Annotated in this window: 22 protein-coding genes and 1 other annotated feature; of the genes, 5 read left to right on the top strand and 17 right to left on the bottom strand. The window is 42.9% G+C overall.

Annotated elements, in window-relative coordinates:
- Positions 1–233: 233 nt before the first annotated feature.
- From AB1I63_02105 to trpX, 8 genes are all read right to left on the bottom strand, one after another.
- Positions 234–1,103 carry a MutR family transcriptional regulator gene (locus AB1I63_02105; protein ID MEW4353682.1) on the bottom strand — a complete coding sequence of 290 codons (870 nt, stop codon included), beginning with the start codon at positions 1,101–1,103 and terminating at the stop codon, positions 234–236.
- Positions 1,104–1,219: 116 nt separating this feature from the next.
- Positions 1,220–3,118 (bottom strand): ABC-F family ATP-binding cassette domain-containing protein, encoded by a 1,899-nt coding sequence (locus tag AB1I63_02100; protein ID MEW4353681.1) that lies wholly within the window; start codon positions 3,116–3,118, stop codon positions 1,220–1,222.
- Positions 3,119–3,181: 63 nt separating this feature from the next.
- Complete coding sequence (locus tag AB1I63_02095; protein ID MEW4353680.1) at positions 3,182–3,970, bottom strand: nucleotidyltransferase domain-containing protein; 789 nt, start codon at positions 3,968–3,970, stop codon at positions 3,182–3,184.
- Between the two features lie 20 nt (positions 3,971–3,990).
- A complete protein-coding gene (locus AB1I63_02090) occupies positions 3,991–4,776 on the bottom strand; it encodes an alpha/beta hydrolase family protein (GenBank protein ID MEW4353679.1) in 786 nt (261 codons plus the stop codon).
- A gap of 107 nt (positions 4,777–4,883) precedes the next feature.
- The gene (locus AB1I63_02085) at positions 4,884–6,545 is read right to left on the bottom strand and encodes a ribonuclease J (protein MEW4353678.1); all 1,662 of its coding nucleotides are present in this window, start codon (positions 6,543–6,545) and stop codon (positions 4,884–4,886) included.
- 296 nt (positions 6,546–6,841) lie between these two features.
- The gene (locus AB1I63_02080; protein MEW4353677.1) at positions 6,842–7,600 is read right to left on the bottom strand and encodes an ABC transporter ATP-binding protein; all 759 of its coding nucleotides are present in this window, start codon (positions 7,598–7,600) and stop codon (positions 6,842–6,844) included.
- A complete protein-coding gene (locus AB1I63_02075) occupies positions 7,597–8,463 on the bottom strand; it encodes an ABC transporter permease (GenBank protein MEW4353676.1) in 867 nt (288 codons plus the stop codon). The genes AB1I63_02080 and AB1I63_02075 overlap by 4 nt, the downstream gene beginning before the upstream one ends.
- Before the next feature lie 84 nt (positions 8,464–8,547).
- Positions 8,548–9,552 (bottom strand): tryptophan ABC transporter substrate-binding protein, encoded by a 1,005-nt coding sequence (trpX, locus tag AB1I63_02070; GenBank protein ID MEW4353675.1) that lies wholly within the window; start codon positions 9,550–9,552, stop codon positions 8,548–8,550.
- Positions 9,553–9,683: 131 nt separating this feature from the next.
- Positions 9,684–9,912: a binding site (T-box leader), on the bottom strand.
- Between the two features lie 173 nt (positions 9,913–10,085).
- Between trpX and AB1I63_02065 the strand changes: the two genes are divergently transcribed.
- Positions 10,086–11,738 (top strand): NFACT RNA binding domain-containing protein, encoded by a 1,653-nt coding sequence (locus tag AB1I63_02065; protein MEW4353674.1) that lies wholly within the window; start codon positions 10,086–10,088, stop codon positions 11,736–11,738.
- Positions 11,739–11,890: 152 nt separating this feature from the next.
- On the opposite strand, the gene AB1I63_02060 is transcribed toward AB1I63_02065, so the two are convergent.
- The 3 genes from AB1I63_02060 to AB1I63_02050 form a co-directional block, all read right to left on the bottom strand.
- Entirely contained in the window at positions 11,891–12,157 is a 267-nt protein-coding gene (locus AB1I63_02060; GenBank protein MEW4353673.1) for a PspC domain-containing protein, read from the bottom strand.
- Positions 12,158–12,226: 69 nt separating this feature from the next.
- Positions 12,227–12,658: a SprT family protein gene (locus tag AB1I63_02055; protein MEW4353672.1), complete on the bottom strand. Its 432-nt coding sequence runs from the start codon at positions 12,656–12,658 to the stop codon at positions 12,227–12,229.
- On the bottom strand, positions 12,645–14,774 hold the full coding sequence (locus tag AB1I63_02050) for a Tex family protein (protein MEW4353671.1): 2,130 nt from the start codon (positions 14,772–14,774) through the stop codon (positions 12,645–12,647). The genes AB1I63_02055 and AB1I63_02050 overlap by 14 nt, the downstream gene beginning before the upstream one ends.
- Positions 14,775–15,405: 631 nt before the next feature.
- On the opposite strand from AB1I63_02050, the gene AB1I63_02045 reads away from it, so the two are divergent.
- From AB1I63_02045 to zwf, 4 genes are all read left to right on the top strand, one after another.
- Positions 15,406–15,546 (top strand): SPJ_0845 family protein, encoded by a 141-nt coding sequence (locus AB1I63_02045; GenBank protein MEW4353670.1) that lies wholly within the window; start codon positions 15,406–15,408, stop codon positions 15,544–15,546.
- Positions 15,543–16,448, top strand: a complete 906-nt coding sequence (locus tag AB1I63_02040; GenBank protein ID MEW4353669.1) for a permease — start codon at positions 15,543–15,545, stop codon at positions 16,446–16,448. The genes AB1I63_02045 and AB1I63_02040 overlap by 4 nt, the downstream gene beginning before the upstream one ends.
- Positions 16,445–17,260, top strand: a complete 816-nt coding sequence (locus AB1I63_02035; protein MEW4353668.1) for a TIGR03943 family protein — start codon at positions 16,445–16,447, stop codon at positions 17,258–17,260. The genes AB1I63_02040 and AB1I63_02035 overlap by 4 nt, the downstream gene beginning before the upstream one ends.
- A 121-nt stretch (positions 17,261–17,381) precedes the next feature.
- On the top strand, positions 17,382–18,854 hold the full coding sequence (gene zwf, locus AB1I63_02030; GenBank protein MEW4353667.1) for a glucose-6-phosphate dehydrogenase: 1,473 nt from the start codon (positions 17,382–17,384) through the stop codon (positions 18,852–18,854).
- Between the two features lie 39 nt (positions 18,855–18,893).
- On the opposite strand, the gene AB1I63_02025 is transcribed toward zwf, so the two are convergent.
- The 6 genes from AB1I63_02025 to rpsP all read right to left on the bottom strand — a co-directional run bounded on the left by AB1I63_02025 (position 18,894) and on the right by rpsP (position 24,583).
- Entirely contained in the window at positions 18,894–21,659 is a 2,766-nt protein-coding gene (locus tag AB1I63_02025) for a pneumococcal-type histidine triad protein (protein MEW4353666.1), read from the bottom strand.
- Complete coding sequence (locus AB1I63_02020; protein MEW4353665.1) at positions 21,656–22,579, bottom strand: zinc ABC transporter substrate-binding protein; 924 nt, start codon at positions 22,577–22,579, stop codon at positions 21,656–21,658. Before AB1I63_02020 ends, AB1I63_02025 begins: the two co-directional genes overlap by 4 nt.
- Positions 22,580–22,735: 156 nt before the next feature.
- The gene (trmD, locus tag AB1I63_02015) at positions 22,736–23,458 is read right to left on the bottom strand and encodes a tRNA (guanosine(37)-N1)-methyltransferase TrmD (protein MEW4353664.1); all 723 of its coding nucleotides are present in this window, start codon (positions 23,456–23,458) and stop codon (positions 22,736–22,738) included.
- Positions 23,448–23,966 carry a ribosome maturation factor RimM gene (gene rimM / locus AB1I63_02010; protein MEW4353663.1) on the bottom strand — a complete coding sequence of 173 codons (519 nt, stop codon included), beginning with the start codon at positions 23,964–23,966 and terminating at the stop codon, positions 23,448–23,450. Before rimM ends, trmD begins: the two co-directional genes overlap by 11 nt.
- An 89-nt stretch (positions 23,967–24,055) precedes the next feature.
- Positions 24,056–24,295, bottom strand: a complete 240-nt coding sequence (locus tag AB1I63_02005; GenBank protein ID MEW4353662.1) for a KH domain-containing protein — start codon at positions 24,293–24,295, stop codon at positions 24,056–24,058.
- 15 nt (positions 24,296–24,310) lie between these two features.
- On the bottom strand, positions 24,311–24,583 hold the full coding sequence (gene rpsP, locus AB1I63_02000; protein MEW4353661.1) for a 30S ribosomal protein S16: 273 nt from the start codon (positions 24,581–24,583) through the stop codon (positions 24,311–24,313).
- Positions 24,584–24,655 lie beyond the last annotated feature (72 nt).

Raw genomic sequence — 24,655 nt, 5'->3', positions numbered from 1 at the left:
TGGAGGTTGGAAGTAAGGACTACGCATAACCCTCAGTAGACTTAGTTATGCTTGCGACTCGTTGCCTCGTACGAAATCAAAACTAAAAGACTATAAAACCTGTATTCATAACCCAAGTCTTCTAATCGGGGGCTTATGTTCCGATTATCAAGGCCTTTTTTTGAAGGAATACTGACTCGATGAGTAGCATCAATAAGCCTTGAGTAAAGTTGCTGAGCTGTAAATACAGGTTCTTAGGTTGAAATCTTTACAAAGCGGTCAAAATGTTCTTGATAATAGGCGACTTGGTGCGGTGTATCTGTCATCTCAAAAATCGAGATGGCCTGTTTCATCTGGGTAATCCCAGTCTGCTCATCTCCTTTTTGATAAGCCGTAAAGCCCCTAACATAAAGGGCTATCGTCTTCTCATACATCCTATCAGTCCCTGCCAAGAGGTGGCACACTTGCTGCTCAAAGTAGAGTGCTTTTTCAAAATCACGATGTTCAGCGGCGTGCTGCCAAAAATTTAAAGCTCCCATAATGACAAGGTATTTATGCTTTTCGATATGTCTATAAAAGTCCTCACGCTCCAATATCTCTCGTCCCATTTTGTAGACATAGTCCACATCGTAAAAGGTGCAGAGATTAATGAAGAGGATAATTTCATACATAGACCACTCTTCCACTTGAAAGAGATAGTCAGCCACCAAGTCCAAATCAGATTGCTCCATCTTGAAGCTATCATCTAAGAGACAAATCGCTCCTTGCAGTAAGACCATGTTCAAGCGATGATAGTAGTGTTCAGGATTGGCTTTATAGAGTGCGCGCTCTTTTCTTTGCAAATCACAAAGAGCCCCGACATCCTTTTGATAGTATAGTTTCACCCAACTGGCCATAAAATGGCTGATATTTGACTTTTGAAAACCTCGTACAGCATCCATGAAATTTTCCATGGTGATATGGATATTGTCTAATAAAGGCAGAAACTTTCCCAAGGCAAGATCGGACTCCCCCCGCTCAAAGCGGGAAAGCTGAGAGACCGAAACTCCCTCTCCAGCTGCCTCTTCTAGCGTAAATTGCCCGTTTTGCCGAAATTTCCGAAATATAGCTCCTAAGTGTTCCATACTTTTCTCCAACTTCAGTCCCCCTAGCGTGTTCATTCTCTATTTCACTTGACCATAACAAGGCTGCCCCCTATGTAGCATATCTTGAGGCCTTCATCAAGAAAGCGTACATCTAGCTAGACACGTTCCGAAAGCTCTTCCCATTCCTGCATCAGCTCTTCCTGCTGGTGCGACAACTGGTCAAGTTCTTTTTGGAGGTCGGTCAATTCGCCCACGTCATTGGTCTCAAGCATGGCTGCTTGTAGCTGAGCAGAACGTGTCTCTAGCTGATCAATCTCTGCTTCAATTTGCTCAATCCTGCGAGCGATTTTACGTTGCTCTTTCTGATTTTCCTTCTGGGCTTGGTAGTCCGTTGCACCGCTAGAAGTCATTGTGCTGACCGCTTCTTTCTGCTCTTCTAGGCTTGCGACTTGCTCTGCTTTTTTCTCCAGATAATAATCGTAATCGCCCAAGTAGAGGGTGCTGCCTGTCTCTGACAATTCAAGAACCTTGGTTGCCACCCGATTGATGAAATAACGGTCGTGGCTGACAAAAAGGAGGGTTCCGTCATACTGAATCAGGGCATTTTCCAAGACTTCCTTGCTATCGATGTCTAGGTGGTTGGTCGGCTCGTCCAAAATCAGAAAATTATTGTTTTCCATGGACAGTTTAGCGAGCAAGACCCGCGCTTTTTCCCCACCAGAAAGCATGGCAATGGATTTTTTGACATCATCACCTGAGAAGAGAAAGGCTCCTAGACGGTTACGAATCTCCACTTCAGGGGTCGTTGGAAAGGCAGACCATAGTTCTTCTAGTACAGAATTAGACGGAGTCAGAGCAGACTGGGTCTGGTCATAATAGCCCACCTCAACATTGGCACCGAATTTCGCTTCTCCCTTGATAAAAGGAATCTGGCCGATGATGGATTTTAAGAGGGTTGTTTTTCCGATTCCGTTTGGCCCTACAATAGCAATGGCGTCGAGTTTTCTCTGATCAATGTGAATGGGCTCAGAGAGAATCTCCCCATTGTAGCCCACCGCAGCCTGCTCAACAGTCAGGACAATATTGCCAGATGTCTTGTCCGAATGAAAGGCCATATTGGCAGACTTTTGCCCCAAGGTCGGCTTATCCAGACGCTCCATTTTCTCCAACTGCTTGCGCCTTGCCTGAGCTCGCTTGGTGGTGGAAGCTCGGACGATATTCTTTTGAACAAAGTCTTCTAGCTTGGCAATTTCCTTTTGCTGCTTTTCATAGTTCTGCCATTCGGTCAATAGCTTCTGCTCTTTTAGCTCCACAAAGGTCGAGTAATTCCCTACGTAGCGATCCAAGGAAGTCGCTGTCAAATCAAGGGTAACAGTCGCTACCTTATCTAAGAAATAGCGGTCATGGCTGACAATGATGAGGGCTCCCTTATAATGCACCAGGTAGTTTTCAAGCCAAGCAATAGTTTCAATATCCAAGTGGTTGGTCGGCTCGTCCAGCACTAGTAATTCTGGCTTTTCAAGGAGCATCTTTGCCAAGGCCAGTCGGGTATTTTGCCCACCTGAAAGGGCTGAAATCTTCATCTGCCACATGGACTCATCAAACTTGAAGCCATTTAAAATAGCGCGGATATCTGCTTCGTAGGTGAAACCGCCTGCTAGGCGGAATTCCTCTGACAGACTGTCATAGGTCTGAATCAGCTGGTCTAAGGCTGAGCCAGTCAGCTCACCCATTTGCAATTCCATGTCCCGCAAGCGTTTTTCCGTCTGGCTTAGACTAGAGAAGACCTGCAACATCTCTTCATAAATGGTATTTTCCGATTCAAACCGGCTGTTTTGCGCCAGATAAGACAGGGACAAATCCTTCTTACGGTTGATTTCTCCGCTGGTCGCAGCTTCTTCACCCACCAAAATTTTGAGCAAGGTCGACTTACCAGCACCATTTTTCCCGACAAGGGCAATCCGGTCCCGTTCGTCCACCTGCAAATTGATATTTTCAAAGAGCACTTCCCCTGCAAAGGAGCGCTCAATCTTATTTCCTTGTAATATAATCATCGTTCTCGTTTATCATCAAATGTCCTAAGGACTAACTTTGTCTCAATCATTTTCAGATCTAGACTAGGAGCCATACTTACGGTAGAGTCTTACAACATCCTCAAACTGGTCTAGATCAACCTCCAGCTGATAGGTTTTTGCAAGCAAAAGCGCTTCTTGTCTAACGGCCTCCGTCAGGGCTTCCATATCCCTATTTTCTACTGGATACTTGCTACAAAGAGAAGCCACTTCCGCATCAAGGTGCGATTTTTGCCCCTCATACTTACTCCAATCTCCAAGACTGTTGGGTAATAGCGACTGATTGAGATAGGAAAGACTTACCAAAATGTGGCGCATTCCTAAAAGGCAATGGAGGGCATAGGTCTTCTCAGCTCGTTTTGTCCGCCTCACCCATTCATGTAAGTAGGCATAATACTTAGAAAGATACTCATCTAATTGGTCTTGCTCAACCGTGAATTCAAGGGCTTGGGAGGCTTCTTTTATGGTCTGTAAATAGTCCCCTTCATCTCGGAGAATCGCTATATCTTTCAACCATAAAGAGGGTTGGACCTGCTTTTTCTGATAAATAAAGAGATCCAACTTCACAAATTGTCTAAAATGGACCACTGCAAAATGAGCATACTGTTCTTCCATAAATAAACAGTCTGTCAATTCCTTAAAGCAATGAACCAGCACATCTGAGGGATTGATCACATCATCTACCACAATCCGAAAATCAATATCAGAATAAGCATCCGCTGTCTGATTGGCAAGGGAACCTCCTAGGAATATTCCCTTGATACCTTCTAACTGTTCTGCTATTGCTCGTATTTCTGCTAATTTTTCCTGCCGATAGCTCACCAATTCTTCCATTGCAAACTCCTCTAGCTTACTTAAGACAACCGCTCCTCTAGCTGAAAATCAATCGGTAGAAAAGACAATACCTCTTCCAACTGCTTATCCCAGTAGTACCACTCATGCCGACCAGGGGCTGTCTGATAATCCACCTCATAGCCCAAGTCTTTGAAAGATTGGGCTGCAAAATCATTAGCAGCGAGCAAAAAGTCCTGCTCCCCACACCAGATATACATCTTCGTGTCCTTGTCGGCTGTTTTTGCTAGATTGATAAGAGAATTCGGATTTTCTGGACTTTCCCAGTCTGTGATGTCTCCAAAGGTGCCTGTCCAATAGGCAGGATTGCCCAAACTTTCTTTTCTTGGGTCAAAGTCTTTAAAGCTAAGCGCCCCTGATAGGCTAGCAACGTGAGAAAAACGATTGGTCCCCAACGCCAAGCGCATAGCACCATAGCCCCCCATCGAGAGGCCTGCGATAAAGGTCTTATCACGTTTATCTGTCATATTTGGGAAAAAGCGTTTTAAAACATCTGGCAATTCCACTGCCAAGGCATCAAAATAAGGATAGCCGTACTGGGTATTGACATACCAGCCATTGTGAGTATCAGGCATAACGACGATGAGATTGGTCTTTCTCACCAAGCGCTCTAGGGCAGTCAACCGCAGCCAAGTCGTATCCTTGCCACCCATACCATGCAATAGATACAAAACTGGAATATCCGTATCATCTGGATTGTCCACTCGCCCCTTATCTGGGTAGAGGACTTGCACCGACAAATCCAAATCCATCACTTGTGAATAATAAGTAATGTTCATTAAAGCCATCGTTCTTCCTTTCTTATTTAGAAAAAGGAGAAAGATAAGCTTCTGCTTATGAAGCAGATACTTTTCTTACTCCCTTATGAGTCTTTTCCCTTACTAGCTCCTAGTCTCTAGCGGACTTCCATCACTACTGGTAGGATAGCTGGACGACGCTTGGTTTGGTCAAAGAGATATTTAGAGAGATTGTCACGCACAGCGCCTTTCAATTCTCCCCAGTCAAAGCTATCTTGCGACAAGTAATCTTCCACAGTTTTGTTAATCAAATCTGCACTTTCTCTTAGAATATCGCGGCTCTTCTTGACATAGATAAATCCACGAGTATGAACCTTAGCCTTAGAGACAATCTTTTTCTCACGACGATTGACCGTAATCGCCACGATAAAGATACCGTCTTCTGACAACACCTTACGGTCACGAAGAACGATATTGCCCACATCGCCAATCGCATTTCCATCAATCAAGACATCACCTGCTGGGACACTACCTGCTGGGACAAACTCTCCTTTTTCATAGGCCATCACACTGCCTCGTTTTGGCAATAAAATATGGTCAGGATCCATGCCCACCGCCATAGCTGCCTTGGCATGAGCCGCAAGCTCACGGTATTCCCCCTGGATAGGAAAGAGATAGTTCGGTTGCAAGAGATTAAGCATGAGCTGCAAGTCTCGTTCATTGGCATGACCAGACACGCGCAAGTTTTGCGTAATGAGTTTCACCACACCACCTGCTTGATAGATCATGTTTTCCACTCGTGCCACAACTGCTTCTTTAGCAATCGATGGTGTAGTCACGATATAAACAAGGTCACCCTCTTTAATCTCTACATAACGGTGACGCCCGATAGACATCTTGCGAAGTCCATTAATCGGCTCGCCCATTCGTCCTGTTTCAAGGATAATCAATTCCTGATCCTCGAATTGGCTCATTTCTTTTGGCTTGATAAGAATGCGCTCATCTGCTAGGGATAATTTCTTCAAGCGAAGGGCTGTTCGCACGATATTTTCAATATCAAATCCCGTCAAAACGACCCTGCGACCGCTTGCTGCGGCAGCATCAAAGACCTGCTGAATCCGAGAAAGATTGCTCGCAACCGCTGCCACAATCACACGTCCATCCCAATCTGAAATCGTATCGGTGATTTCCTTGCCAACTTCGCTATCGCTTGCCACCTGAACATTGCTATCAGCATTTGCCGAATCACTCAAGAGAGCAAGAACGCCTTCACGACCAATCTCACCCAAACGTCCAAAATCTGTCGCATAAGAGCTACTAGCAGTTTGGTCAAAACGGAAATCCCCTGTATAGACGATATTTCCTTCTGACGTTTTTAGCACGATACCCAAACTTTCAGGAATGGAGTGGGTCGTTCGAAAGAACGATACCACTGTACTGCCAAAGTCAATCTCTGTATTCTCATCAATGACATGAAAATCATTGAATTTCTTAACGGCATCATTTCCTTTGACAAAAAGCTTTGCGAGTTCAATCGTCAATTCTGATCCGAAAACGGGAACCTTCGCCTCTGCTAAAAGATACGGCAAAGCCCCAATCGCATCCGCATGACCGTGGGTCAAAAAGACACCTGCAATCCGGTCTTTATTGTCAAATAGGTAATCCATGGTCGGAATAACCACATCGACTCCTAGCTGTTCATTTTCTGGATACTTAAGTCCCGCATCCAGTACAAAAATCGAATCGTCCACTTCAGCGACATAGAGGTTTTTTCCATTTTCACGCACGCCGCCCAAAGCAACTATTTTAATGTTGTTCATGATTTCTCCTTCATGTGATGATTTCTTACTAACGGTCCTTGGAAGCCCAAGTCGAATTACAGTTTTGCAATTTCTTGCATATCTAGTCTATTATACTATTTTTTCAGAAATTTATCAAAATCTAGGATGGAAATCAACACATCAACTACTTTCCTATCTTTAGTTTTTTATGGTTGTTTCGTTTTGATTTAATACGAGGCAATGAGACTCAGACAGAACTTAGGTTAGGTAAAAATAAATGAAAACTAAATCGTTTAAAACATTAATTCCCCAGTCTCTCAACTGGGGAATTTGTATTATTCAAATAAGCGATAATAATCTTCCAATTTCATGGCTTTCTTTTCATCCTTATTCAAGTCCTTGATGATTTGACCGTCTTTCATGACTAGAAGACGATTGCCGTACTTGAGAGCATCTTCCATGTGATGCGTAATCATGAGGGCTGTCAGTTGGTCCTTGGTTACAAAGCGGTCGGTCAATTCCATCAGCGCCACACTGGTTTTAGGGTCAAGAGCTGCTGTATGCTCATCTAAGAGCAGCAATTCTGGCCGCTTCAAAGTCGCCATCAGAAGGCTCAAAGCTTGACGTTGACCACCTGAGAGAAACTCAATCGGTGTATCCAAATGTTTCTCAAGACCATTTCCAATCTGATCAATCGTCGCTTGAAATTCTTCCTTGTAACTAGCGAGTTTTCTAGGCACAAGCCCCCGTACTTCTCCACGGAACTTGGCAATCAAGAGATTTTCTGCAACGGTCATCCGAGGGGCTGTTCCCATTTTAGGATCTTGAAAGACTCGTGCTAGATATTTGGCACGTTTTTCAGGGGAAAGAGCAGTCACATCTTCTCCCAAGATACGAATGGTTCCGCTCGTGAGAGGCAAGGTTCCTGCAATCACATTGAACAGCGTTGATTTTCCTGCACCATTGCCCCCTAAAATCGTGATAAAATCATGCTCATGAATGGTAAGAGAAACTTGATTTAAGATGACTTTTTCTTCGCCAAAGCCATTATTGACCACCTTTGTGGCATGTTCTAATTCTACAATTGCTGTCATTTGCTAATGGTCACTCCTTTGAAGAATTTTGCTTTTAGGGTTGGAATCATGAGGCAGACGGCTAAAATCACAGCACTGTAAATACGGAGATAGCTGGTATTAAAGCCAAGTGCAATCACCGCCCAGATAAGAAATTGATAGGCGATCGCTCCAATCACAATGGTCATCAAGCGTTCTGCCAAGGTTAGGCTCTTAAAAAGAACTTCTCCGATGATGAGACTGGCAAGTCCAACTACGATAACCCCGATACCACGTGAGACATCTGCATAGCCTTCTTGTTGGGCAATCAGAGCCCCTGCTAGGGCAATGACACCGTTTGAGAGGACCAAGCCCATGAGCTCCATGCTATCCGTATTAATACCGAAACTTCTTGCCATATCGGGATTATCCCCTGTTGCGATATAGGCCTGTCCCAGCTTAGTATCAAGGAAAAAGAGCAGAGCTATAATCACAAAGGCTACAAAAATCAAGCCTGCAATCAGGTTATTGACCCCATTGCTAAAGGGCAAATAATCCTGAATCTGCTTTGTACCTAGAAGACCGAGATTGGCACGCCCCATAATCATCAGCATAATGGAATGACAAGAAGTCATGACCAAAATTCCTGAAAGAAGCGTCGGAATTTTCCCCTTGGTGTAGAGCAATCCTGTTGCAAGACCAGCTAGACAGCCAGCTAGAACTGCTATAAGGGTCGCAAGGAAGGGATTGATACCACTACTGATGAGGGTGACTGCAACCGCACCTCCCAGAGGAAAACTTCCTTCTGCTGTCATATCTGGAAAATTCAAAATCCTAAAGGTCATGTAAATGCCAAGTCCTAAAATAGACCAGACCAGACCCTGTGATACTATTGATACAACCATATTTTCTTCCTATATTGTAAGAAAAGAGTGAGCCATCCGTTGGCATTAGCCGATTCCCACTCTCTTCTCTCCTTTTTATTTCCCTTATTCTACGATTTCACCAGCAGATTTCTCAACTTCTTCAGGAATCTTAATTCCCAATTCTGCTGCGACTTTTTTGTTAATGATTGGTGCACCTTGATCCACCACATCAACTGGTGTGTCAGCTGGTTTTGCCCCCTTCAAAATCTTGGCTGTCATTTTTCCTGTTGAAACGCCAAGACCGTACTGGCTTACGACAACAGATGCTAAACCACCTTCTTTAACCATGGTGTCTGCACTTGGGAAGATTGGCACTTTGGCTTCTTTGTTACTTGCAACAACTGTCTTAAAGGCTGATGCAATCGCGTTGTCTTGTGGAACCCAAATCGCATCGACCTTGCTAGTCATGACTGCCATAGTTGAGGCAATCTCGTTGCTAGATGGTACTGGATAAGCAAGTACAGTGTAGCCTTCTTTTTCTGCCAATTCCGTGAATTTTTCAACATTCAATTTTGAATTGTCTTCATTGCTTGAGTAAAGAACACCGATTTTTTTTGCAGTTGGTGTGATTTTCTTAATCAAGTCAAGCTGTTGGGCAATCGGTTGTGGGCAGGCAACTCCTGTCACATTTGCGCCTGGTTTTTCAAGGCTTGCAACCAATTTAGCACCGACAGGATCCGTAATTGCTCCCATGATAACTGGCAGATCACTCGTCGCAGTAGCAAGACCTTGAGCCGCTGGTGTCGCGATACCGACCAAGACTTGGTTGCCATTTGAAACTAGTTGCTTACTCATGGTCGCAATTTTTCCTTGGTCGCCCTCAGAGTTCATAAAGTCAATCTTAATCTTGTCACCTTTGTAGCCTTCTTCTGCAAGTCCGTCTTGAATCCCGCGGTAAATCTCATCAAGCGCTTCGTGGGTCACGAACTGCAAGACCCCAACTTTTGCGACTTCCGCATTATTTTCACCTTTTTTACCCTTCTCGCTAGACAAGCTAGAAAATGCAATCGCACCGACAACTAAAATCACTAGAGCACCAACAATGGCCATTAAACGTTTATTTTGCATATCTTTTCTCCTTTAAAAATTTTTCCCAGCTTCATTTTTCACTCTTCATACGCCATCGTTTCATCATGACTTCTCCCTTCTTTTGATGAAATTTGAATACAAAAAAGCACCCACACACAGAAAAATATCTGCATGAGGGCGCTTACAGCGCGGTGCCACCTCTCTTATGGGTAGTCTTTACCCATCTCTCATCCTCGTCTTCCAACAAGTTGCACTGTAAGGTGTGCGCACCGAATTTTTATGGTTTCAAATTCATCAGTATCATTAGCCCAATTTCATAAATAACTGCTACTTGTTTGCACCACCCACAAGCTCTCTTGAAACAATTTCTTTACTACTTTTCTAATTTCTTATATTTTAAAGGTTTCTTTTTAAATTGTCAAGTAGTTTTTCTAAAAATTTTAAAATTTTTTGCACGGGTGGATAAAATAAGCCGAAAACTCTACTTTCATTGTCTGACTCAATAGTTCAACACCCAATTTGAGGATAAATTTTGATATAATTTTCTTTAATGATAGTACAAGGAGAGTGTTATGTCTTTTGACGGATTTTTTTTACACCACATGACAAAAGAATTGCAGGCAGAATTACTGTCTGGCCGCATTCAGAAAATCAATCAACCTTTTGAGCAGGAAATTGTCCTGCAAATTCGCAGCAATCGAAAAAATCAAAAACTACTGCTATCCGCCCATCCAGTCTTCGGGCGTGTGCAGTTGACGGATACAAGTTTTGAAAATCCTGCCATTCCCAACACCTTTATCATGGTTCTACGCAAATATTTGCAGGGAGCGGTGATTGAAAAGATTGAGCAAATTGATAATGACCGTATTTTGGAAATCTCCGTATCCAATAAAAATGAAATCGGAGATGACATCGCTGCGACCCTCAGCATTGAAATTATGGGAAAACACAGCAATATTATCCTGCTAGATAAGGCGACAGGCAAAATCATCGAAGCCATCAAACATGTCGGCTTTTCGCAAAACTCCTATCGGACCATTTTACCTGGATCAACCTATCTAGCACCCCCAAGCACACAAAGTCTTAATCCTTTTACCATTGCTGATGAGAAACTTTTTGAAATTCTCCAGAGAGAAAATTTAGAACCTCGTTCTCTCCAACAGCTCTTTCAAGGCTTAGGACGTGATACGGCAACAGAGCTTAGTCAACGATTGACGACCAATACTCTAAAGCAATTCCGAGCTTTCTTTGCTCAAGATAGGCAAGCGAATCTGACAGAGAAATCCTTCTCAGCTGTGCCTTTCTCAGATAGCAAGGAAGAATTTCCAACTCTTTCTGCTATACTTGATTCCTTTTACAAGGATAAGGCAGAGCGTGACCGTGTCAATCAACAGGCTAGCGAATTGATTCGCCGTGTGGAGACCGATTTGGAAAAAAATCGCAAAAAGCTTCTCAAACAAGAAGAAGAACTCATTGCCACAGAAAATGCTGAGGAATTTCGCCAAAAAGGAGAACTCCTTACCACCTTCCTCCATCAAGTGCCAAATGATAAAGACCAGGTCGAGCTAGATAATTACTACACTGGAGAGAAGATTACGATTGCACTGGACAAGGCTCTCACCCCCAATCAAAATGCCCAACGTTATTTCAAGCGCTACCAAAAATTAAAAGAAGCTGTCAAGCATTTGACTGGCTTGATTGAGGAGACCAAATCCACCATTTTATATCTGGAAAGTGTCGAAACTGCCCTTTCACAAGCCAGTCTCTCTGAAATTGCGGAGATTCGTGAGGAATTGATTCAGACCGGATTTATCCGCAGACGGCAACGCGACAAGCTCCATAAACGTAAGAAGCCTGAGAAATATCTGGCTAGCGATGGCAAGACCATTATCCTCGTTGGAAAAAATAATCTCCAAAATGAAGAATTGACCTTTAAACTGGCTAAAAAAGACGAGCTTTGGTTCCATGCCAAAGACATCCCTGGAAGTCATGTCGTGATTACAGGCAATCTCCACCCGACAGATGAGGTCAAAACAGACGCTGCTGAGCTCGCTGCTTACTTCTCCAAAGCACGCTTGTCCAATCTTGTCCAAGTCGATATGATTGAAACCAAGAAACTCAACAAACCAACAGGAGGCAAACCTGGCTTTGTAACCTATACAGGACAGAAAACACTTCGTGTCACACCTAGCGCGGACAAGATTCAAGCCATGAAACTCGACTAAGACAAATCCCTCTCTAGCGAAGCTAAAGAGGGATTTTACTATGTTTAATTTTTTATAGCTGCTTCGTTTTGATTTAGTGCAACACAAGCAGAACTTAGGTTAGTTGAGGATTATTTCATAATCCCTATTTCCCAAAAACTAAATGAGTATATTTACCAAAACCAGCCGTCTTCCTTGATAGGTTCAGCTTCTTTACGTTTTCTAGGTCCTGTTCCATACATCTCTGCTTCGACATCTTCTTTGTAGGGCATGACATTGGCAAGGATGATATAAATGACAATACCTAATCCGAAGTTAAAAACGGTAAAGAGGACGAATAAAAACCGAATGAGTCCCAAGTCTAAGTCATATTTATCGGCTAGCCCTGCTAGCACCCCAGATATGGATTTATTTCTACGGAGTTTATAAAATTTTGTCATAAGATTCACTTCTCTTTCTCTTCTTGATAGATTTATTCTACCATGTGAGAACATCCTCGTCATCGGACCTTAGGCGGATATTTCTTCTAGCACACCTCGACACTTACCGCAGCGGTATTTGGAGAGATCCATGCGTCGTTTTCTAGGATAATTTTGCCCACAATTTTGACACTGATAGTGGTAAGAATCGGTGCTGACAAGACTCGGTGCATAGCGCAAACCATCTACGGCTTTCAGTAATTCCTTAAAATCCTTGTCCTTGTGCCGATAGCCTTTTTTCTGAAAATAAAGATGATAATGGCAGAGTTCGTGACGGACAATTTTTCGAAAAATCTCTAAACCGTGTTCTTCATAGATTTTGGGATTGAAGTCCAGATGCCCATCTTTTGGGAAAAATCGACCACCAGTTGAGCGCAAGCGCCCATTCCAATGGGCTGTATGCCGAAATTCCCAACCGAAGTCTTCTTGCGACACTTTTTTGACGTACTCAGTCAGCTTCACGAGGCGCCACCAAAGATAGGTTGAGCTTTTCACGCTCGACATCCACCTTATCGACCCAAACGGTCACAATATCCCCAACAGAAACGACCTGCCTTGGGTGTTTTGGCTTTTGCTTGCTCATTTTGGAGATATGAATCAAGCCATCTCGGTGAACGCCAATATCGACAAAAGCTCCAAAGTCCACGACATTGCGAACAACGCCCTCTAGTTTCTGACCAATCACCAAGTCTTTTAATTCTAAGACATCTTGGCGAAGAACAGGCGCGTCAAAGGAATCTCGCAAATCTCGGCCAGGCTTGAGTAAATCCTCTAAAATATCCCGCAAAGTCGCTTGTCCAATGTCTAGCGTCTCTGCCACGCTTGCCACATCCACTTGCTTGAGTTGCTCCTCAGCAGCCGTATCTAGCTCTTTAATTCCTAGCAATTCAAATAATTGCCCCACCGCTTTATAACTCTCTGGATGCACACCTGTATTGTCCAAGATATTGCTACTTTCAGGAATTCGCAAGAAACCAGCAGCTTGCTCAAAAGCCTTGGCTCCTAAGCGTGGAACCTTGAGGATTTCTGCGCGTGAGCGAATCAAACCTTCTTGTTCACGATATTTGACGATATTTTCAGAGATAGTTTTGTTTAATCCTGCCACGTGAGACAAAAGGGCGGGGCTTGCGGTATTGATATTAACACCAACCTGATTCACCACGGTATCCACGACAAAGTCCAAACTCTCAGACAATTTCTTTTGACTAACATCGTGCTGGTACTGCCCAACTCCAATCGACTTCGGATCGATTTTGACCAATTCTGCTAGAGGGTCTTGCAAACGCCTAGCAATAGAGATAGCCGAGCGTTTCTCTACGGTCAAATCTGGAAATTCCTGCCGTGCTAATTCACTCGCCGAATAAACCGATGCTCCGCTTTCATTAACAATGACATAGCTGACGGTCGGATGGTCTTTCAAGACCTCAGCGACAAAGGCTTCACTTTCTCGGCTCGCCGTTCCATTCCCAATCGCAATGATTTCTACACCATACTGAGTCAAGAGTTGGGATAAGTCTTTTTTTGCCGCCTCAATCTGATGGGCTTTTGCAGGATGGACAGGGTAGATGACCTGTGTTGTCAGCATTTTTCCAGTCTCATCTACCACAGCGAGCTTCGCTCCTGTCCGAAAGGCAGGGTCAAAGCCCAAGACTACACGACCTTTCAAGGGAGCAATCAAGAGTAGATGACGGAGATTGTCTGAAAAAAGCTCAATCGCACCATCTTCTGCCACCTCGCTCAATTCCGTGCGAATCCGACGCTCCATAGCTGGCAAAATTTTCTTTTTGAGGGCTTGATGGATCACGTCTGAAATATAGGCATTTTTGCGTTGCAAACGTAGTTCAAAAAAGCGACTCATCTTATCAAACTGGTGCTCAAAATTGATTTTTAAAATATCTAACTTTTCACCACGGTTGAGCGCTAAGGTCTGATAGCCTTGTAGGCGCTGGATTTTTTCAGAAAAATCATAGTAGATTTCAAAAGTCCCCTTCTCGTCCAAGGTTTCATCTTTCACCGTTGAGACGAGACGCGAATGCTCTCGGATTTCCTGATAAGTCCAAGCACGGAGCTTGGTATCATCTGAAAGCGCCTCAATCAAAATATCAACCGCTCCTGATAAAGCCGCTTCCTTTGTTGGAAAATGTTCATTGGTGAAATTTTCTGCTTCTGTTTCCAAGTCTTTGGCATCTTGTAAAATCAAGCGAGCCAGAGGAAACAGACCATTCTCACGCGCAAGCGTAGCCTTAGTTCTGCGCTTTTCTTTAAAGGGCAAATAAAGCTCTTCGACTTCTGCTAGCTTTGTCGCTTCAAGAATGGCTTGCTTTAGCTGATCTGTGAGCTTGCCTTGTTCTTCGATTTTAGCAAGAACCGTTTCTTTGCGCTCTTTTAAATTGGTCAAAGACTTGTCTAAATCCAAAATCGCTTTAATCGCAACCTCATCGAGATTCCCAGTCCGCTCTTTCCGATAGCGAGCAATGAAAGGAATGGTATTTCCCTCTGCTGTTAGCTCCAGAACCTGCTCAATGCTTGATTCTTTCAGATGTAATTCCTGTGCAATTTCAATAATATTTGTATTCATAAGAAGTATTATAACACATTCATCCATCTATCTCAATTTGCTCTTTTGAAGCAAGAGAAGGGTGATAAATCAGCTGAATCAGATAATTCACGAGTAAAGTAAAGAGAATCATCAAGTGATAAAAAGGAAGAATCCCAATGGTACTCAAATCAGCTGAGCTACTACAAAACATCAGACAGATACAAAGAATACCCACGGTCGTACCACCCATCAATAAGGAAATATTCTTATGCTTGTCTCCTAAGGTCGGAATAAGCCAGGAAAAAAGAGGAATCCTATCAAACCTATCGAGCCTATCAATAACACTGGAAACAATTTAGTCGTGATAAGAAACAACTCAGCAAAAGCCAAGAAAGCAGACAACCCTAAAAACAGCACGACCCACGGTCGATAACAGTCCAATCTCGGCTTTAATTTTCTTAGGGAACTACTAAAAGAAACAAAAAGCACATGCAAGCCTATCATAGAACCTAAAAAAGTTCCTATCGCAAAAAATCCTACTAGCATGACTACAACCATCTCTTATTCCCCTTTCACACCATAAATTCTTGACTCCAGTATATCATACTTCACTTTATTTCCCCATATTTTCCAAAATGATAGTATAATAGAAAATAAAAAGGAGGCTTTTATGGCTATTAAATTTACCAAAACAGATGATTTAGATAAGATGTTTGAGGAGTTTGCAAAGCTGCCTGATCTGGACAAGGTTAGCTTTCCAGATGACAAGGAACAAGCAGAGAAAAAAAGTAAGGGAGATGAAAAGGCATGAGTGTCTTTTCACATCTCCCCGAAAGTATCTTGCAGGCAGGGGCGATTTTTTTATCTATTATGATTGAGGCTCTGCCTTTTGTGCTGATTGGGAGTATCATTTCAGGATTTATCGAAGTCTATGTGACACCTGATCGAGTTTATCGGAGCCTCCCTAAAAATAAATGGGGACGCATTTTCTTTGGAACCTTCATTGGCTTTATCTTTCCTTCTTGCGAATGCGGTATTGTGCCAATCATCACGCGCTTTTTGGATAAGAAAGTACCCAGCTACACAGCCGTTCCTTTTCTAGTGACTGCTCCTGTGATTAACCCTATCGTGCTCTTTGCGACCTTTTCTGCCTTTGGAAATTCTCCTAGAATGGCGATTCTACGAGCCTTAGGGTCTATTCTTGTAGCAACGATATTGGGGATTTTCTATGGCTTTTTAGACACGCAGTCCATTCAAAAAAATGGCAGAAAACCTATTCATCAGCATGATTTTTCCCAACTCAGCTCTTTTCAAAAGCTCTTTCAAGTCTTTGTTCAAGCCGTTGATGAATTTTTTGATACAGGCAGGTATTTGGTCTTTGGTTGCTTGTTTGCCAGTATCGTACAGGTCTATGTACCCACACGGATCTTGACCTCTATCAGCGCAACACCCCTCTTTGCGATTGTACTACTCATGCTCCTTGCATTTTTACTATCTCTATGTAGCGAGGCGGACGCCTTTATCGGCAGCTCTCTTCTTTCGAGTTTCGGTTTAGCGCCTGTTTTAGCCTTTCTCGTTATTGGACCAATGCTTGATATTAAAAATATTCTCATGATGAAATCCAATCTCACCAACCGTTTCATTTGGCAATTTATGAGCATTACCAGTGTAACAGTGCTCCTCTATGCCTTTTTAGTGGGGGTGATGCTATGATTCGATTTTTAATCTTAGCCGGCTATTTTGAACTCAGCATGTATTTGCAATTATCTGGTAAGCTCAACCAGTACATCAACATGCACTATTCCTACTTAGCTTATATTTCGATGATACTATCCTTTGTCCTTGCTGTGGTACAACTGATTGTCTGGATGAAGCAAATGCAGGTTCACAGCCATTTAACAAGCAAATCCGCTAAATTCGCAAGTATCTTCTTACTGATCCTGCCTCTCTTTATCGGACTATTCTTTCCGACGGTTAGTCTCGATTCGACAACGGTCTCTTCCAAAGGCTTTCATTTCCCCTTAGCAGAAGGCACTTCCAAAACCGTCCAAGACGAAGAGGGAACAACCAATCAATACCTGAAACCTGATACCAGCTCCTACTTTACAAAAGGTGCCTACGAAAAAGAAATGAAGGCGGCTGCTAAAAAATATATCAACAAAGACCTCATAACTGTGACAACAGAAAATTACATGGAAGTCATGGAAGTCATCTATGACTATCCTGAGGAATTTGTCGGCAAAGACCTAGAATTCACTGGATTTGTCTATAATGACCCGAGTGAGAGCGAAAAACAATTCCTCTTTCGCTTTGGAATCATCCACTGTATTGCCGATTCTGGAGTCTATGGACTTCTCACCACTGGAAATAAGGAGCATTTCCCTGACAATACATGGATTCATGCCAAGGGGAAAATCGAGTTACATTATCACAAGCAATTAGGGCAAAGTTTGCCAAGCCTTGCAATCACAAGCTTTGAGAGGGTTCATAAACCTGACAATCCCTATGTCTATCGTGTGTTTTAATAAAAAAGACGATTGGAATGTTCAAACAATTCCATCGTTTTTCTATTTCATCGGATAAAAAGGCAGAAATTTTCGATAATCTATGATAAAATAGAACAAATATTAGAAAAAGGTATCCGACATGTCAGCAAAAGTTATCGTAACAATTTTCGGTGCGAGTGGTGATTTGGCACAACGCAAGCTCTATCCCTCGCTCTTTCGCCTTTATAGATCTGGCAATCTCTCTAAGCATTTTGCGGTGATTGGTACAGCTCGCCGCCCTTGGAGTAAAGAATATTTTGAATCCGTGGTGGTAGAATCCATCTCTGACTTGGCAGATAGCCCCAAAGAGGCTCAAGAATTTGCCAGCCACTTCTACTATCAAAGCCATGATGTGGCAGACACGGATCACTACATCAAACTGAAAAAACTCCAAGAAGAGCTCAACGAAACCTATCAAGCTGAGCATAACAAGCTGTTCTTCCTCTCTATGGCACCTCAGTTTTTCGGCACCATTGCCAAACACCTCAAATCAGAACATATCGTAGATGGCAAAGGTTTTGAGCGTTTGATTGTCGAAAAACCTTTCGGGACTGACTTAGCAACGGCTAGCAAGCTCAATGAGGAGCTTCTTGCTGCCTTTCATGAAGAGCAGATTTTCCGCATTGACCACTATCTTGGAAAAGAAATGATTCAAAGTATCTTTGCTCTTCGCTTTGCCAATCTTCTGTTTGAAAACATCTGGAATCGCGACTATATTGACAATGTACAAATTACCTTCGCTGAAAAATTAGGAGTTGAAGAGCGTGGGGGCTACTACGACACATCTGGTGGTGCGTTGCGTGACATGGTACAAAACCATACCTTGCAACTACTTTCTCTTCTTGCTATGGATAAGCCTGCTACCTTTAGCAAAGACGATATTCGCAAGGAAAAAATCAAGGTCTTCCAGCAACTTCGTAAACCAAGTACAGAGGAACTCAAAGAGCTCTTTATCCGCGGTCAGTACAAGTCTGGAACTGTAAATGGCAAGAAATATATCTCCTACCGCAGCGAGCCAAACGTCGCTCCTGATTCTACGACAGAAACCTTTGCAGCAGGTACTTTCTTCGTTGATAGCCCACGTTTCAAAGATGTTCCTTTCTTTTTCCGCACTGGAAAACGCTTGAGCGAAAAAGGAACGTTGGTCAATGTGACCTTTAAACAAATGGACTCCATCTTTGGACAACCACTTGCTCCAAACGTCTTGACCATTTTCATCCAACCAACAGAAGGATTCTCCCTCAGTATCAACGGCAAAGAGGTCGGTGAAGCTTTCCAACTAGCAGCAAATTCTCTGGACTACCACACTGATGCTACTGCATCTGGTGCCTCTCCTGATCCTTATGAAAAATTGATTTACGATGTTTTAAACAATGACTCTACCAATTTCAGCCATTGGGAAGAAGTCCGTTCCAGCTGGGAATTGATTGACCAAATCGAAGAGACTTGGGCAAATGACCAAGCTCCTCTTCACTTCTACCAAGCTGGTAGTATGGGACCAGACGCCAGCTTTGAACTCCTGCAAAAGCATGGGATACAGTGGATTTGGCATCCTAAACAAGAGAAAGAGTAACGTAAAAGACGACAGAATTTTCTCTGTCGTCTTTTTGGCTTAGTGATTCACTTCTTCTAAGGTTGAAAGTGAAATCACGCGTACTGTACCTGAACTATCTGTCAGTGAAACTGTGCCATTTTCTGGATGGTAGCTGAAGTTTTCTAGACTCATCTTATATTTAAAAGCTAGAGTCACTAATTTTTTCTCAAAATCCTTCAATTCCATTCCGAATTCTTTGGCTAGCTTGATCCGAGCGAGTTCTTCTTCGTCTAGTTCCTCCACTTCTTCTTCCGTCGTTTCAGCTTCTTCTTTGCTTTCTAGTATGGATTGTTTCTCTTCTTCTGTCACCTTGCCATGGTCACTTGAAATCCCAAATCCATCGTCAGATGTCGGACGGTCTTCTGGATGTGTGACATAGTATTTAACCGTTGCCAAGAATTGCTCCAAGGTATAGCCTGCTGGTGCCTCGAAATCTCCCTTGTCAAACCAAGCAAGAGGAATATTATGGTAATGATCATGATGTGGAATAATCATCTGTCCATCTCTGAAATCAACCACATAGGCTGCATGATACGGCATTGCTTCGACTGGTATCAACTTCGCAGGCGTCACGCGATTGTAGATATCAATGGCTTTTTCACCTGTTGTTTGCGGAGTTACCTCTTCTTTCTTGTTCGCTAGCCCTGCATCTGCCACATAGCGACGGGCTTCCTCTTGCTCTTTTTCAGACAAATCTGCCTTTGGAATATAGTGACTATGGCTCATATGCGGTACAAGATAGCCATCTCCAAGATCTTCTACAATATCCTTGGCATCAAAGATATAACCATCTGAAGTGGTATAACGACCTTGCTCCTTAGCTGCTGCAATCTCCTCAGGCGTATAAGCAATTTGTGAATTTGGCTTGCCTTCGCGCTCTGGATGGGAAATTGGTGCACTTGGCTGACTCTCTTTTGGCGCTTCTGTATCTTTTTCTTCCAAAGCTCCCCAGCCGTATTGGGAATACGGACGCTCGGTTGGATGACTAAGATAATATTTCACCGTTGCAAACAAATCTGCCAAACTATAACCACTTGGTGCCTTAAATCCTTCAGGATCATTAAACCAAGCAATCGCAATATTGTGGTAATGATCATGGTGAGGTATGATAACCTTGCCATTGAGAACCTTAGAAGCGTAGCCTAGATTGTAAGGAATGCGCTCAAATGGAACGATTTTTTTCGCTGTCACCCGCTCAAAGACCTCTTCTGCACTTTCTTTGCTAGCATCAAAATAGGAAATATCATCTGCTGCCGGAGCTTTAAAGCCCTTTTTTTCACAAAAAGCTCTTGCTTCTTCCTGCTCAACCTTAGAAAGATCTCCCTTATACACCCAATGCGTGTAATTGTCTCGGAAAAGGAGATAGGTATCGCCCTCATCACTGATAATATCCTCAGCCTTGAAGATATACCCATCTTCAGCCGATGTGTAGCGCCCTTGCGCTCGTGCAGCTGCTAGTTTTTCTGCAGAATACATGGTTTTCTTCTGGCGCTTCTCTGCTTGAGGCTGTGTTGGCTCTGATGACTGATGTTCTAAACTTGGTTTTTCAACCTCTGGTTTTACCTCTGGTTGAGTAGCTGGTCCAGATGGAAGAGTTGGCTTATCGCTTGGTGTGGTTGGCAAAGCTGGTTTTGGTTTCTCCATATCTGGCTTAACAGCTTTTCCAATCTCAATCATCCGCGCAATTTTTGCTTCAAGGGGTGACATCTGAACATAGGGAATAAAATGGAAATGATCACCATGCGGAACAGCTACCCCTTTGTCGGTTCGGCTAATAATTTGTGCAGGGTCAAATACTAAACCATCAGACTCAACATGTCGCTCACTGAGCGGTGTACGGTATAATTCTTGCAAGAGCTGGAACAGACTTCGTTCTTGACTGGCATGAGGAATGACATTCGGTGTCGTTGCCACTCCCAAACTTGGTCTATGCCCAATTGTCTCTGGCTGGATGGTTGTGCCGAGTGATACATCTTGTCTACTTTCAGGAATATAGGTTGATGAACCTTGTGTAGCAGTATTTGATTGAGCATAGGAAGGCGCACTGCCACCACCTTTTTTGCTATTCCAATAATTCTGCGCTGCTTGAAGCTCACTCGCTGACAAATCACTCTTAGGAATGTAATGGAAGTGATTGCCATGGGGCACAATAAAGGCATCACCTGTATCTTCAATGACATCTGTCGGATTAAAGACATAGCCATCATCTGTCGTATAACGTCCCTGAGCTTTGGCAGCCTTGAGCGCAGGAGACGCTGCTTGATGACTTCCCCCACCACTAGCTGCCTTACTCTCTATATGCTCTTCCCTCTGACGGGTGATTTCTTCCTTGGTTCTAACATTGGTGGTCTGACCAGGATGTTTCAGATAAAGATAGTATTGTCCATTTACTTTTATAATGTACCCATCTTTGACTTCATTGACAATATCAGACTCCTGCAACTGATAGGAGGGATCTTTCATAATCAACTCTTCGCTAATAATGGCATCAAAAGGAACTTTCCCATTATAGTAATGGTAGTGGTCGCCATGTGAAGTCACATACCCTTGATCTGTAATTTTGATAACAATCTGCTCTGCCTTGATATTTTCCTTGGCATTGATTTGCTCAGGGGTAAGATTTTCAGCTTTTTTGACACCTTTTTCTGTGCTATCTTTCTGATCAACATAGGCGATATGATTGCTGTCTTTCGTCTCACTTGCTTGATGCCGTCCCAGCTCATAGCTACACAGGCTCAAAGCAAGAACTGCTACACTACCGATGATATACTGTTTCTTTTTCATTTACTCAATTCCTTTTCTAATATAGCTAAATTTTCTTCTAAGTTTTCCAAGTAGGATTTGTCATTGTCTGGAGCTGCTTCTAGGGGATTTAAGGTTTTTAGATCAACACCTGTTGATTTGACCAAAGTTTCAGCTACTTTTGACGAAGCGTTACTTTCGACAAAAATCGTTTTCACCTTGTAGCGTTTGACAAACTCCTCAATCTCTGCCAACTGCCGCGGACTTGGTTCCTGTTCAGGTGAAATCCCAGCAATCCCTAATTGTTCCAAACCAAAGCGTTTGGCTAGGTAGGAAAAGGCAGTGTGTTGTGTGACAAAGGTCTTTTGAGAGACGTTTTCAAACAAGGGCTGATATTTCCTGGTCAAGCCTTGCGCATCCTGACTGAGCTTATCTGCCTTTTTTTGATACAGTTCCTTGTGGTCTGGATCAACTTTTGACAATTCTCGCGCAATGATTTGCGCCTCTTCTGCTACTTTTTCAGGATCAAGCCAAGTATGAGGATCGTACAAGGTCTTTTCATCCACACCTTCACCTGCCTCCATATCTTCCAAACCTGCTACCTTATCCAAACTCATCCCTTGCGAGGCTTCAATAACCTTGACCTTGGATTTCTGCAAATTTGGATCCAGAGCCCCTGCCCATGATTCTAGGGTTCTCGAATGATAGACAAAGACATCCGCATCATAGATAGCTGCCACATCATTCGCAGAAGGTTCAAAAGAGTGAATACCACTGCTGGATTGGATCATCCGCACATCATTGACTTCTCCAGCAATTTCCCTAACCATGGAATAAATAGGGTAAAAACTAGTGACAATCTTCATCCCCTGCTCTTTCTGACTAGACGCTTTCTGACAACCAATCAACAGAAAGGCTGACAGACAAACTAAAAAAGTCATGACCATTTGTTTCTTTTTCATACAAACTCCTTTACCGATTATAAACTAGTTAACAATCTATCCAAAAATAAAAAGAATTGTTTAACCAGTTTCTTAACTAGTTAATAATATAACACTCTCTCACTCTTCTGTCAAGGAATTTTTGAAAAAATAGAAAAAAGTGAGAAAAACATTTTCTCACTTCGTCGTCTGTTGTTTAATTTCTTCTAGCATTTTTGCCTCTTCATCAGACAGCTCATAAGTCGCAAGCAGGTCTGGTCTGCGTTCATAGGTTTTTTTGAGACTTTCATAGAGACGCCATTTGCGGATATTCTCATGATGACCGCTCATGAGGACATCTGGTACGACCATGCCACGAAAATCATAAGGGCGCGTGTATTGAGGGTATTCCAATAAACCGGATGAAAAGCTATCATCAGTGTGACTGGCTTCTTTGCCAATCACCTCTGGAATCAAACGCACAGTCGCATCAACCATGGTCATAGCAGCAAGCTCACCACCTGTCAGCACATAATCACCTAGTGAGATCTCATCAGTCACCAAGGTCTTAATCCGCTCGTCATAGCCCTCATAATGACCACAGATGAAAATCAGATGCTCTTCTTTCGCCAAATCCTCAGCATAGGCTTGGTCAAAGCGCTTGCCTGCAGGGTCCAGCAAAATCACACGAGGATTTGTCTTTTCAATCTGGTCATAAGCATCAAAAATTGGCTGTGCCCGCAGTAACATGCCTTGACCACCTCCATATGGCTCATCATCGACATGGCGAGATTTTTCCGCATTTTCTCGAAAATTATGGTACTGAATATCTAGCAAGCCCTTTTCCCGAGCTTTCCCAACAATCGAATGCTCCAAGGGCGCAAACATTTCTGGAAAAAGGGTCAAAATATCAATCTTCATCGTCTAACCCTTCTGGAATCTCTACTTGGACGCGACCCTCTGTCACATCCACATCAAGGACCACAGGGGGGATATAAGGTAAGAGCAAATCACGCTTGCCTTTTCTTTTAACCACCCAGACATCATTGGCTCCTGGCTGTAAAATCTCCTTGATAGTCCCTAGAAACTCATCCCCTTCATAGACTTCTAATCCAATAATCTCATGGTAGTAAAATTCGCCCTCATCCAAATCTGACAAGTCTTCTTCTGCCACCTTAAGGGTAAAATCACGGTATTTTTCAATATCATTGATATGATACATCCCCTTAAACTTAATAATATCAAAGTTTTTAGCCTTTCTATGGCTCGCAATCTCCACATTCATGACAAACTGGTCTTTTTTGTCAAACAAGACTAGGTGATTGCCTTTTTTAAATCGTTCTTCCGTAAAATCCGTTACAGACAAGACACGCATCTCTCCTTGCAGTCCTTGGGTATTGACGATTTTTCCAACATTAAAATAATTCATGTGCTCTCCAAACCTGTATAGTATGCTTTATTTTATCATGTTTTCAAGATTTTCTCAAGTAAGCAAAAAGCCGCCCATAGGCGACTTTCTTACTGCTCATCAATAACGATGCGCACTTTTTTATCTTCAGTTGGGACAGAGTAAACAATCGTTCTTATCGCAGAAATAGTACGACCTTTGCGACCGATTACACGCCCAACATCACTTGGGTCCATCTCTAAATGATATTCCAAAAATTCTGGCGTATCTTCAATTTTGATGGTTAAAGACTCTGGTTGTGAAATCAAAGGTTTCACTATTGCAATAATCAGATTTTCAATCGTGTCCATCTATCAACCTACGACTTATTTAGAAAATTTTGAATCGTGGAATTTTTTCATAACTCCAGCTTTTGAAAGGATGTTGCGAACTGTGTCAGATGGTTGCGCACCGTTTGCCAACCATGCAAGAACGCGGTCTTCTTTCAATGTTACTTGGTTTTCAGCAACAAGTGGGTTGTAAGTTCCAACTGTTTCGATGAAACGTCCATCACGTGGTGCACGTGAGTCTGCTACGTTGATACGGTAGAAAGGTTTCTTCTTAGAACCCATACGAGTTAAACGGATTTTTACTGCCATTTTCGATAAATCTCTTTTCTTTTTTAATGTTTGAGGCGACAATCATTCGCCAACAGTATCTATGATACCATA

Source organism: Streptococcus pneumoniae (assembly GCA_040719455.1).
GTDB lineage: Bacteria > Bacillota > Bacilli > Lactobacillales > Streptococcaceae > Streptococcus > Streptococcus pneumoniae_G.
Note: the sequence above shows the minus strand (reverse complement) of the source record. Positions and strands in the feature narration are given on the sequence as shown.